Raw genomic sequence first — 12,730 nt, 5'->3', positions numbered from 1 at the left:
TGAAAAAAACAGGAAACTCATAGACATAAAGGGAAAGAGTTTTTTAAAACAGAGACTTAATTGTCTGTAAAATAAAAAAAATGAGAATAAAAAAAATAACATATACTGATCCAAACTGGGAGTTGGATGAGCTACAATTGAATAGAATAAATTTAATAGTAGGAAAAAATTCTACAGGTAAAACCAGAACTCTGCAGACTATTGATTTATTAGTAAAAATGATTACTCAAAAGAGAAGTCTTAACTGGGGAGGACTTTGGGATATTTTATTTGAGAACTATAAAGGAGAAGAAATAGAGTATAAATTCAGTACAAGTTATAAACATAAAAATGAAGGTGTAACTTTTGAGAAAATGATAGTTGATGGTAGATTAGTTTTATCTAGGAGCAGACATCATAATGATGGTAGAACAAAAATAAAAAATTATAATACTGGTATCTACGATTATGTTTATCCTCCTGATAATAAACTAGCTCTTCATACTAATAGAGATGTTAAAGCGTATCCGTTTTTAGAAGATGTAGCAAACTGGGCTGAACAATCTTACGGATTTAAGTTTGGTAACATTAGTCCATATTCATTACTCAATCAGCAAGAGTATGACCTATTAACTACAGTTGAAGATATACCTACACTTTTTAAGTCCTTAAAAACATCTGATAAAGATAAAATTATTCTTGATTTTAATGGCTTAGGATATAATATTAGCAATATATCTATCCAAGGTAATGGAGCTACAACAATTATGCTTGTAAAAGAAAAAAATCTAAAGAAAAGCATTCCACACTTTCAACTTTCTCAAGGAATGTTTAGAACACTGGCGTTAATTGTTTATGTACAGTATCTTACAAGTCGTAAGAAGCCTGCGACAATAATTATTGATGATTTATGCGAAGGACTTGACTATGAGCGTGCCACAAAACTAGGTAAGTTACTATTTAAAACAGCATTAGATGGTGACATTCAGCTAATTGCAACCTCAAATGATAACTTCTTAATGGAAGTTATAGATTTAAAGTATTTGAATGTTCTTTTCAGAGAAGGTAAGAAGGTTCATGGTATAAATATTCAATCAAATCCTAAGCTATTCGAAGAGTTTAGATTTACAGGGTTATCTAATTTTGATTTCTTTTCTTCTAATTATATTAAATCAATACAAGAGTGAGAAAAATAGCAATATTTGTTGAAGGGCAAACAGAGCTTATTTTTACTCGTGAATTGCTTTTGAAATGTTACGAATGGCAAGACATTTGGATTGAATGTTACTCTCTCTTTAATGACAGAGACTTAAATCCTACTGATTATTCTTATAAGGATCCAAGTGCAAAATTTTATTATCAAATACTTAATATTGGAAATGATGTAAAAGTATTACCAAGTATTTTAAAAAGGGAGAAGTATCTTTTTAGTGCTAACCAATCTTTCGATAAGATTGTTGGTTTGAGAGATATGTATTCAAAAGATTACAGAGAAGCTAATAAGGCTAACACTATAGCAGAAGAAATAAATCAAAAGTTTATTGATATGCACTTAGACACCATAAAGAATAGAGCAAATAGCCCAAAGAATATAGAGTTTCATTTTGCTATTATGGAGTTAGAAACTTGGGTTTTAGCAATTGAGAACGTTTTCTTAAAAATTAGTGATACATTGACTAATGAAATGATTGAAACAAAATTGAATATAAATTTACAAAATATAGATCCTGAAAAACAAGTTTTCCATCCTGCATCTCTTTTAGATGAAATAATGAAATTAATAGGTAATAGTTATGATAAAAAGAAAGGAGAAGTAAATAAGTTTATGGGGATAATATCCAAAGAAAATTTCAATATTTTGTATGAAAGTGATAAATGTGAACATTTTAATCACTTTTGTGATTCAATCGAAGTAAATACTGCTCCCATATCACAAACCGAGTAAACTAATTTCCTCTTTTGGGCTTAGACTTATGTAGCTAGTCATTATTTTAGCTTTCATCTCAAAACTTCTTATTCTTGTCAAAAGAGAGTGAGGAGTTTTTGTATAATCAATAATCAAGTTGGACATACATTTTGTATTTTAGTCAAAAAAAACTATTTCCTTTCAAAAAACGTATAGAAAGCTATATTACCAAGATTTTAATAAAATTATTAGAGTTGGATAAACGAAACTTACTTATAAATAGAAAATAAATATGCAACCCGAATACATTTTTCTCGCAGTATGGTTTGTTGGTGTAATAAGTATAAGTACAATATTTCTAATTAATGGGCGAGAATCATTAAAAAAATTCCCAAAATTAGATGAATCTGAATTTGAGTATATAGAAAATTGGGCATCTGGTAAAACTGAAATGGGAGGAGCAGTAAATGTTTTACAAATTAGAGTTACAAAAAATCAGTTATGGTTGAAAACAAATACTTTTATGGCAGGTATTGCTCAACAATTTGGTTTACTTCATTTAATACCAATTAAATCTTTAAAGTTAGTTGAAAGTGATGGAAAAAAGATTAATATAGAATTTAAAAAAAATGGAAGGTCAAATAAAATAGTATTAATCAGTAGAAGAAAAAGTGATTTAATCAAATTACTAAATGATAAAATGGATAAAAAAAAATAGCTAAAAGAAAAAATATTTTTCTGTTGAGCTTAGACTTGTGTCTTCCAGTATTTATAAGTTCAAACTTTCCTTATTCCCATTAAAAAAAGTAGCGGGCAAGTTTTTTATATCAAAACTTGAATATTTCATTTCTACAAAAATAAGTCTATTCCCTCTACATAGCCAAAATGTTTATCAAGTGTAGCTAAAGGCAAATCATAAGTCAAACAAATAGCTGCAATCCAAATATCATTTTCTGGAATGGGTCTTCCTATCTTTTTGAGTTGATTTCTCACTTTACCATATTTTTCTGCAACTTCATACGTAACAGCCAAAACTTCAGTAGCATTTATAAAACTGGTAATAATTTCTGTATTTTGAGCAACACGAGCAGAATTATTTGCACCAAATAAAAGCTCTCCACATACTATTACAGGTATGCAAGGCGTATAATTTTCTAGTTTATCTACAATTTCAGTATTTCCTTTTAGGATAGCAGAAACTACATTTGTATCTAAAACAATTCTATCCTTTACCATTCGCCTTCTATATTATTAAATTCTGAATTGATAATAGTTTCAATTTCTTCTGCATTTTCTTTAGGCATACTTCCTGCAAAATGTCTAATTGGATTGTTAATAAAAGCAGGTTTTTGATGTTTCATAAGTTCTACAAATTGAGAAACTAAATGCAACATTCCATATCTTTCTAAAATATCCAAATCTAAAATAATCTGTTTTTTTAGTGTAGTATTCATAATTATTAAAATTTATAAGTGAATAATCATTTTTATCTTATCTAACGCAAAAAACTACCTTTACGGTTTCTTTCCATTCATCATTTCCATTATTTTTTCTAAACTCTTTATTTTGTCTTCTAACAATTCTATTTTTTCCTTCAAGTTATAGAAAAAATAATGAGGAACGAACCACCTAGTATTTATCAAGTCTTAGACTTGTGTTTTCCAGTATTTATAAAATCAAATTTTCCTCATTCCAATCAATAAAAGGGAGTGAGGATTTTTTTGACCTTTTTGGGTAATTGATATTATGTTATCTACTCATACATAAAACCTTGGGTACAATACAAAAAATGAACAGACCAACGAAATTTACCATAATCTAAAAATCACAACTAAATTAAAAATTGGAGGTAAAATTATCTAAACTTGAGATTGACAAAATTTGTACTTATTGTTTTGATTATGGAATAAAAAAATCTACAAATAAAAAAAAGGAAAGTCAATTAAGACTTTCCTTTTTTTATTTATTCTATATAAAGAAATTATATAAAATTGACAATTATTCTTTCATCAATTTTTTAACAATTATACCTTTATCTGTTTTGAGTTGAACAGTATAAGCTCCTGAAGTAAATCTTGCCAAATTCAAGTTATAAGAACTTGTATTAGCTGGAATAATATCAGTTTTTACTACACGTCCGAGAGCATCAACCACTGTAATTGTAACTGCATCTTTAACTTCTCCTAATTCAATTAAGAAAGTTCCATTACTAGGGTTTGGATAAATACGTAGAGCTTTGATAAACTCTTCTTCTTCACCTGTAACCACCTCTGGAATATTGAAAGATGCAGTACGAGTCTGGAAAGTACAACCTGTTGAATATGTAACAAGAGCAGAATAAGTTCCACTTTCTGTTGGTGTAATTGTCTCACCACTCAAACTAGCACTTTCTTCTCCATTGAAGAACCAAACTACACTACTAATTTCAGTAGATTCGTCTGCTGGCTCTAAGAAAAGAGTAGTTTCTGTATTACGAAGATAAGTTGTGCTGATGTTTAAACGCTCAATGCTTACTGAGGCAGAAGAAGCACTTGTACAACCGTTTTGAGAAATAGTAACACTATATGATCCACTTGAACTAGCTGTAATAGAATTACCTACATTACTACGGAATACAACTCCATTTCTGCTCCAGTTGTAAGTAACACCACTAACTGAATCAGCTGTAAGAGTTACTTGTTCACCTAAACAGAATACAGAATCAGAAGCAGTAAATGATATAGGAGCTAAAGAAGTAACTTCAACTTCAATGCTATCACTAGCAGTACAACCATCTTCAGTAACTGTAAGTATATATTGTCCTGATTGAGAAACTGAAACTTCTCTTTCTGTGCCAACAACTACATTATCAAGAGTCCAAGAATAAGCAACATTAGCAGATTCAGTTGCTCTAAGCGTTCCATTATCACAGAAACGAGCTAAAGTACCATTAGTAATTTCAGCAATAGGAGCATAATTAAGAATAACACGACTTCTACTTGAAGTAGTTGTACACGTTTCTCTCATAATACGTACTTGGTAACTTCCACTACCAGTAACTGTATAAGAACTTGAATTACTATCAGTAAGTTCAACTCCATTCTTTAGCCATACATAAGTTGCTCCTGCTACTTCATTAGCAGTCAAGGTAGCACTTGCACCACAACTACGAACAGAAGTACCTTCTGAAATAGTTGCTTCAAATGGTGTATTTACTACAACATCTACTTGGGTACGAGTCTGACTTTCTTTTCCATAAACACCAATCATACTAATATAATAAGTTGTGTTTTCAGAAATAGTAAGCGTTGAATAGTTGTTATTATCAGTCTGATCAACTGCTGTTCCACCTGTTTCTGTTGTATAAACATTAAATATTGCTCCACTTCCACTAAGAACAACACCTGCTGAACCTGTTCCACAACTTGGTGTGGTAGAAACAACAGTAGGAGCATTAGGAAAAGTAGCATCATTTGTTTGAGCTGCTCGTGAAGAACGAACAGAACCATTGAGAGCAAACAATCTATAAGCGTGATAGGTATCTGCTTCTAAACCTGTATGTTCGTAGCTATCAGTAGCACCTGAATTAATAGTAGCAAGAAGTGTGTTTCCTTCATAAAGAAGATAACCTGTTGCACCACCAACAGCAGTCCAACTCAAATCAATTTGTGAAGTAGAAACTCCAGTAGCTACAAAACGAGTAGGAACACCTACAGTTACAGGAGCTGATCCTCCTCCAGTGCCTGGTATTGTAACTGTTACATTATTTAATGTACGAGAACAACTTGTTGTAGTATTTGTTGCTACTACTTTAAAGACAGTAGTTGTAGTAAGGTTTCCTGTATTTAATGTAATCGTTCCACCTGTTCCTACAACTGGAGTTCCTATATTATTATTTCCTGCATCTTGTAATTGATAACTTACAGTTGCCTGAGATAATGGTACCTCAATATCACTATTTCCTCCACTAGCAATAGTAGCAGGGTTTGCTACTGTTGTTATGTTAGTAGGCAGTACATTGATTGTAATATCAACAGATGAATTACTTGTTGTGTTAGGGTCAGAAGCAACGACTCTTACTTTATAACCTGTTCCTGTTGCTGTATTCGGAATTACCAAAGATATTGGAGTTGTACCTGCTTGAGTAGCTGTTGGTGTAGTAAAATCTCCTGTCGCATCAGAAAGCTGAGCTGTAAACGTATTTCCAGCAGCATATACTCCTGTTGTTGTGAATGGAACACTAATAGTAGAACCTGCACAATATGTTGTTGGAGCAATTGCACCCAATGAAATTGTAGGAGCAGCCTCATTATCTGTAATAGTAATATTCTGAGTAGTTGTACCACCTAATGTAAGTCCAGATGAAGGAGATGAAATAGTAAGAGTTGCTGTCTCTGTTCCTTCAAAAAGTGCATCATCTACTATAGTAAATGTTGCTGTACCTGTAGTCTGACCATTTAAAATAGTGATAATAGGACTACTAAGAGTATAATCTCCTGTTGTAATTCCTGTTCCACTAACACCTAAATTTACTGTTTGATTTCCATTTACAGCAGAGGCAGCAGTTGCTGTTACTGTAATAGCTGTTGCAGCAGCTTCTGAGCCTGTATTTGCACTTACTGAAAGATTCACAGCCACAGGAGGTGTATTAGGAACAAATGAAATTTCAAAATCATCTATTGCTGCACCTGCTTGTTCTGTATTTGTGTCTGATTTAAATACTACTCTAAATGCTACATTTGTGTTTCCACTTAAGCTAGATACATCAAGTGATTTTGTAGTATAATTAGTAAGTGTTCCCGACATGAATGGAGTACCACCTACTCCAAAACCTGTTCCATTACCTGCCGTAACTGAGTTGTACCAGTTTGTACCTGTAACACTTGGTCCTAATTTAGACCAAGATGCTCCTTTATCTGTAGAGTATTCTACTATCATTCCATCCCAACCACTTTCAAATGAGTGTTTAGCCTGAAAAGATAGCGTATAATTACCTGCTGCTGAAAAATCAAAGTTAGGAGCATAAAGATTTGCATTAGAATTACTTCCATATGTAGTAACAGCCAACCCAGTCACCCAAGCATTTGCACCACTTACAACTCCATTTTTACCTGCAATAGCAGAGTTACCACGTTCCCATGGTGTAGAGCCACTGACATTTTCTGGAGCAAAGTCACTCGTATTTACTTCAAAATTTCCTCCATCAGCTAATGTATAAGGTACATTACGATTTGGAATTACAGTAACAGTTTTAGACATTGTTAATTCAGCACTTCCTCCTCCATTTATAGTAAGGGTAATTGTTTTTACTCCTCCTGTACTATAAGTTACATTATGAGGTCCTACTGTAGTTGCTGTAGCTGGAGTTGCTCCAGCTCCAAAATCCCAACTCCAACTTGTTGCTTTAGCAGAATAATCTGTAAAAAGAACATTTGTACCTGCATAAGTAATTTTTTTATCTATGCCAAAGAGAGCAGCAGCTGGAGAGAATGCATTTGTTGTAAATAAACCTCTACCATGAGTAGCTACTGCGACTAAATTATCTGAGCTACGAATTTGAAGCATATCACAACGAGTATTTGCAAGTCCTGTGCTAGTAGGCTCCCAAAAATCCGCAGCAGGAGCAGCAGTAATATCTTCAGTACTCCAAACACCTGTTTCAGTAGCAATTAATACTTGTCTAGTATCATTAGGATTAAACATAGCCCAACGTACTGGCATATTAGGTAATCCGTGTCCATTATCTTTGCTTGTCCAAGTAGTTCCACCATCAGTTGTATACCATACATTTTGTACTGTATTACCATAGTTAGAATAAGTAACTATAATCTCATTTTCACTAGCACCGAATTCAATAGAAGAAACTGAAACTGCGCCTTGCATAGCAGCTGCTGCTATGTTAGTACCTGTAAATGAAGTTCCTGTATGAGCATTTTCTACTCTCACGACTCTACCTGTGCTTGTACCAACATAAAGAGTTGTGGTACCAGCAGGAGAGTAAGGAGATGCTTTTAAATGTGTAGTATTGCCTGTAGCATTAGAAACTGTTATACTTGTCTTTGTTCCAGCAGGAATTGCCCATCTATATAAGCCTCCATTAGCAGCTCTATAAGAATACAATAAATTTGTAGCATCATCATAGTCAGTTGGATTGATAAAAGAACCATCATTTGAAGTTGCTACTGGTGTAAAAGTATTTCCACCATTAGTAGAGATACGATAGTTATTATATACATAAGAACTAATTTGAATGTTAGAATTGTCTTGGTCAATAAAACAAAATGCTCCATCACCACCTGTTGCTTCAGTAGTAGGATTTGTACCTAAAATAGTGAAACGTTGAGTTCCATTATCTTGAGCTCCAGCTAAGAAATTAGCTGAAAGATTCGCAGGATCCATAGCTACAGCATAAAACTGAGTAACATTATATCCTGAATTTTTATCAGCAAAATTAGGAGTTGGTGCAGTTACATTTGCAGTACGAGAAATTCCTCCATCACTACCTACAAGCATTTCATCAGCACTACCTGGCTTGTAAGCGAATTCATGTATATCTGCGTGAACATATTCTCCACAACCACCTGTCCAATAAGAAATACCAGTCCAAGTAGCTCCTCCATCTGTACTACGGTGTACATCAATACCACCAACAACTACATGATCTGCATTAGTTGGATTCACTTTTAATATTAAATCATACCAAGCTTGTCCACGAGTAAAATCTTGTGTTCCTGGTGCACATGTTCCTTGTTCAAGATACTTTGGTACAGTTACATCCGTCCAAGTTGTTCCTCCATTTATTGTTTTCTTAAAAAAGGCAATATTACTTCCATCACTTGCAACTGCATAAACTATCTGAGAATTTGTAGGTGCTGAGGCTAATTCTATTCTACCACTATTAGCTGGAATAGAAGCAGGCGTAACATTAGTCCAAGTTGCTCCATCCGTAATAGATTTGTGGATTTGTCCTGTACTAAATCCTGCAAATTGAGTTAGAAAGTTAATACTAGCATACACATCTCCATTTGCTGCCACTTCTAAATCAGCTCCACCTTCAGCATTCAAAACTTCAACCCAATCAGTTCCTCCATTAACAGATGAATAAACTCCTCCATTTCCTCCATTACGACAAGTTAATAAAACTGTACCTGTGGGTGTAACAACAATTTTTTGTATATAAGCAAACTCAGCATTTACAGCTAATGTAGAAGATGCTAAACGATTCCAAGTAGTACCTCCATCAGTAGTTTTCCAGATACCTGCTCCAAATTGTGCACCACCATTAAGCCAGCCTTCACCAGTTCCTACATAGAAAATTTGTGTATTAGAAGGATCATAAGCAATAGTAGAGATTGCAATATTTTCCCAAAAATTATTTACAGCAACCCACGTAGGATTTGTTACAGTGATATCGTTAGTGTACCAAAGACCACCACCAACGCCACCAGCCCATACTTTTTTGCCTGTAACATCATTTGGATCATACATAATTGCACGAGTACGTCCACCAACATTATTAGGTCCACGCTCTACCCAATTGACATTGTCGATACGTCGTTGATTGATAGCATCAGCAACTCTAATATCTGTCTGTTCATTCGCTTTTATACGAGCATCCACAGCAACCTCTCCTGTACTTGGATCAGCAGTACGTGCACGATCTTGAAGTCCAGCTAAATCAGGACGATACCTTTTATCTATTTTTTTAAGATCCTTCTTTGTCCATCCAGCATATTTTTCAGATAAGTATTGATAGTAAGCCAGTTTTTCTTTTCCCTTTAAGAATTCAGGATTTGTGTTCTCATCGAACTGATAAGTCATGACTTGCTCAGTATCTGCATTTAGCTTTTGAAATAGCCAAAGTCCTGTGGTAGTAAATATACCAAGAGCAAGCAAACACAAAACAATCCGTAACTTTGAGTATGTATTTTTCGTATTCATCAAAATTGAAGTGTAAATGATTGTTAATTGTAATAAGTAGCACATATTTATTTCATAAAAAATATTTTTTTATATAATATTTAAAAACATTTTTTCATGAAGACGCTATAAATATGTCTGTTTTTTTCAGCGATAGTATAAATGTATTATTTTTTTTTAAGAAAAACATAGTTATTTGACAAAAAACCTAAAATATTTAAGTTTTTTAAAACATTGCCTTATGATAGTAGATATTTCATAAAACCTCCTTATAACAAAATATCCTTTTGAAATAGTACAATTTCTAAAAAATAGATAAATTTTCTCTTAGTTACAGAATAAAGCAAAGCACAACTATAATATTCTTTATTATCTATTATGTCGTCGGTAAGATACCGACAATGGCAAGGCTTTATTTTGCCCATTTACTTAATGATGTGATAATTAACTCAAAATAACTTGCTGTGTATTAATTGATAATTTTATTTCCATTTTACAAGAAAAATAAAACTAATTTTCAATTACACTATTTTCACTCCAATTATAGCAATATCATCACGTTGAGGTTCATTTCCTTGATGTTCTTCAAACTTTTGTTTTACTATTACTCCTTGTTCCCTCATAGAAAGTGAAGCTATTTCTTGAAGCAACTTTTTAAGACTATGAGAACCAAATTTCTTATCATCTGAGTCATTTTGGTCTGCATATCCGTCACTACACAAATAAAAAACATCTCCTTTTTCTAAGATTATTTCGTTTACTTCAAATTGTATTCTTTCTTTCTTTGAATAGCCTCCTATACTTTGTCTAGTTCCTCTTATTTCGTGTAGTTGTTGAGTTGTTTTTTTGAAGTAATACAAAGGACGTTTTGCACCTGAAAAAAGAATTTTACATCTTTCATCTTCTAAATATTCCATAATACAAAGTCCGACATCCATTCCATCATCATTGGTACTATTTTTTTGTTTTAAGGCTTTTTGAATAGTCAGATGAAGCTCTTCCAAAATTCTATCTGAATCTTCTAATTCATTTCTATCAACAAGCGCATCAAGAGCAGCCGAACCAATCATAGACATAAATGCACCTGGCACACCATGACCTGTACAATCTGCGACTGCTAAATATACCTTCCCTTTCAAGTCTGTAAGCCAATAAAAATCTCCACTTACAATATCTTTTGGACGATAAAAAGTAAAGTATTCTCTCAAATGATTATCCATTCGTTCTTGAAAAGGCAAAATAGCATCTTGAATCGTTTGAGCATAACGCAAACTATCTGTAATATTTCTATTTGACTCTTCAATAATTTTATTTTGTCTTTTTACTGTTTCTACTGTCGCAACCAATTCCTCATTGGTAGAGTTTAATTCTTCGTTTGTTGAACTAAGTTCTTCATTTGTAGCATTCAACTCATCATTCATTGTAAGAATCTCTCTTGAGCTTTTCTCAATAACTTGATTTTGAGATTGTACTGTTTCAAGCATTGCATTTAATTCTTCATTGGTAGAATTTAGCTCTTCGTTCGAAATACGTAAGTCTTCTGTAGCTTCTTTTACTTTTATTTCTAATACTTTATTTTGTTCTTTTATCAAATTTTCATTTTCGATAGTTTTTTCTAAAATCTGTTTTTGAGCTGTATCTTTTTGTCTTTTATAAACATTGATTCTGTCTGCTAATGCAAAAGATAACAAAATTACTTCTGAAGCTGATCCAAAAAGAACAGCATTATTAGTAAACCAAGTATGAGGAATAGCTGCGTTAAGTTGTAAAATAAATATAATCAAGCCTACAAGATAAATAGACCAGGCAAATAAGAAAAAACGGGCAGGTTTATATCCTTTGATTAGAAGATAAATGGTGATTACTAATAAGTAAATAGCCATCAAAATAACAGCTAATTGTCCAATTATTGCACTTACACCATATACGCCTAATACGCCAATAATCATACTTACTATTGTCATAAATAGTAATACAAATATACCTTTGTCTAATTTAGGATAATTTTTGTGTAGTTCTAAAAAACTTCTTGCAAAAAGAAGCATAAAAAATACTACAAATGAAGAAATAACAGGAATATAAAAATTGATTTTTTCAGAAGCAGACCACAAAAACTCAAAAGAATATCCTTTGAACATCGTATAAGTTAGACAAATTCCAAAAACATAAATTACATAATATAAATAGAGTTTGTCACGAACAGAAAAAAACACAAATAAATTGTAAAGTCCCATCACAAGCATAATTCCAATATAAACACCAATTGCAATATCAAAAGGATGTTGTGCTTCAAGAATTTTCTTTGCTGTACCAATAGATAAAGTAGTTTGGGTAGGAAAATTACTTTTTATGTAGAGATAAAATACTTTCTTTTCTCCTTCATTCAGTGGTAATAAAAAGTTAGGCTCTGTATATTGTATTTCTCTTTTTTGAAAGGCAAATGAAGCTCCTGACACACCTAATTGTTGTAGTTTATTATCTATTTTTTCAAAAAATATAACTGAATCCAACATAGGATTATTAATTTCAAGGTATATCTTTTCATCTACTTTTCGCTCTATTTCAATACGAAACCAAAATGCAGATTGAGTATTAGCAAAATTCAGAACCTCTCCTTCATTTTTGATAAAGTTAGTTTTGAAATCTAAAATGTGATTTGGATTTGAAATGAGCTGACTTGTAGTGTCTTCCAAATAGGTCAATTTATCAGCAATACTAATTGTTTTTTCCGTTGAATTGTAAGATATAGTAATATCTTGACCAACTAAAAAATTAGGTAGTAGAAATAATAAAACAAAAAAGAGTGTAGAGATTTTTAAGGGCATTCTTATGGAAAAAAAAAGGGTGCATAATAAGGAAAACAATGAAAAACAATAAATTATTTGGGGAGTTAAGTTTGAAAGAATATAGAAATTATTTCAAACAAAAAATCTTGATAAAATACAA

General features: G+C 32.3%; 7 protein-coding genes. 3 read left to right on the top strand and 4 right to left on the bottom strand.

Annotated features, from left to right (window positions below; translation table 11 throughout):
* The first annotated feature begins 80 nt into the window (after positions 1 to 80).
* The 3 genes from V9L04_RS12330 (at position 81) to V9L04_RS12320 (ending at position 2,603) form a co-directional block, all read left to right on the top strand.
* Positions 81 to 1,166, top strand: a complete 1,086-nt coding sequence (locus V9L04_RS12330) for an ATP-binding protein (RefSeq protein ID WP_338790116.1) — start codon at positions 81 to 83, stop codon at positions 1,164 to 1,166.
* Positions 1,163 to 1,924, top strand: a complete 762-nt coding sequence (locus V9L04_RS12325) for a hypothetical protein (RefSeq protein ID WP_338790115.1) — start codon at positions 1,163 to 1,165, stop codon at positions 1,922 to 1,924. The genes V9L04_RS12330 and V9L04_RS12325 overlap by 4 nt, the downstream gene beginning before the upstream one ends.
* A gap of 253 nt (positions 1,925 to 2,177) precedes the next feature.
* Positions 2,178 to 2,603 (top strand): hypothetical protein, encoded by a 426-nt coding sequence (locus V9L04_RS12320; RefSeq protein ID WP_338790114.1) that lies wholly within the window; start codon positions 2,178 to 2,180, stop codon positions 2,601 to 2,603.
* Between the two features lie 131 nt (positions 2,604 to 2,734).
* On the opposite strand, the gene V9L04_RS12315 is transcribed toward V9L04_RS12320, so the two are convergent.
* From V9L04_RS12315 to V9L04_RS12300, 4 genes are all read right to left on the bottom strand, one after another.
* Positions 2,735 to 3,121 carry a type II toxin-antitoxin system VapC family toxin gene (locus V9L04_RS12315; RefSeq protein ID WP_338790113.1) on the bottom strand — a complete coding sequence of 129 codons (387 nt, stop codon included), beginning with the start codon at positions 3,119 to 3,121 and terminating at the stop codon, positions 2,735 to 2,737.
* Positions 3,115 to 3,339, bottom strand: a complete 225-nt coding sequence (locus tag V9L04_RS12310; protein ID WP_338790112.1) for a hypothetical protein — start codon at positions 3,337 to 3,339, stop codon at positions 3,115 to 3,117. Before V9L04_RS12310 ends, V9L04_RS12315 begins: the two co-directional genes overlap by 7 nt.
* 544 nt (positions 3,340 to 3,883) lie before the next feature.
* On the bottom strand, positions 3,884 to 9,805 hold the full coding sequence (locus tag V9L04_RS12305) for a T9SS type A sorting domain-containing protein (RefSeq protein ID WP_338790111.1): 5,922 nt from the start codon (positions 9,803 to 9,805) through the stop codon (positions 3,884 to 3,886).
* A gap of 500 nt (positions 9,806 to 10,305) precedes the next feature.
* Positions 10,306 to 12,609, bottom strand: a complete 2,304-nt coding sequence (locus V9L04_RS12300; protein WP_338790110.1) for a 7TM diverse intracellular signaling domain-containing protein — start codon at positions 12,607 to 12,609, stop codon at positions 10,306 to 10,308.
* Positions 12,610 to 12,730 lie beyond the last annotated feature (121 nt).

Source organism: Bernardetia sp. MNP-M8 (genome assembly GCF_037126285.1).
Classification (GTDB): domain Bacteria; phylum Bacteroidota; class Bacteroidia; order Cytophagales; family Bernardetiaceae; genus Bernardetia.
Note: the sequence above shows the minus strand (reverse complement) of the source record. Positions and strands in the feature narration are given on the sequence as shown.

Coding starts and splice junctions, on each gene's coding strand:
- V9L04_RS12330 (WP_338790116.1), top strand. CDS start 81: ATGAGAATAAAAAAAATAACATATACTGATCCAAACTGGGAGTTGGAT.
- V9L04_RS12320 (WP_338790114.1), top strand. CDS start 2,178: ATGCAACCCGAATACATTTTTCTCGCAGTATGGTTTGTTGGTGTAATA.
- V9L04_RS12315 (WP_338790113.1), bottom strand. CDS start 3,121: ATGGTAAAGGATAGAATTGTTTTAGATACAAATGTAGTTTCTGCTATC.
- V9L04_RS12310 (WP_338790112.1), bottom strand. CDS start 3,339: ATGAATACTACACTAAAAAAACAGATTATTTTAGATTTGGATATTTTA.
- V9L04_RS12305 (WP_338790111.1), bottom strand. CDS start 9,805: ATGAATACGAAAAATACATACTCAAAGTTACGGATTGTTTTGTGTTTG.
- V9L04_RS12300 (WP_338790110.1), bottom strand. CDS start 12,609: ATGCCCTTAAAAATCTCTACACTCTTTTTTGTTTTATTATTTCTACTA.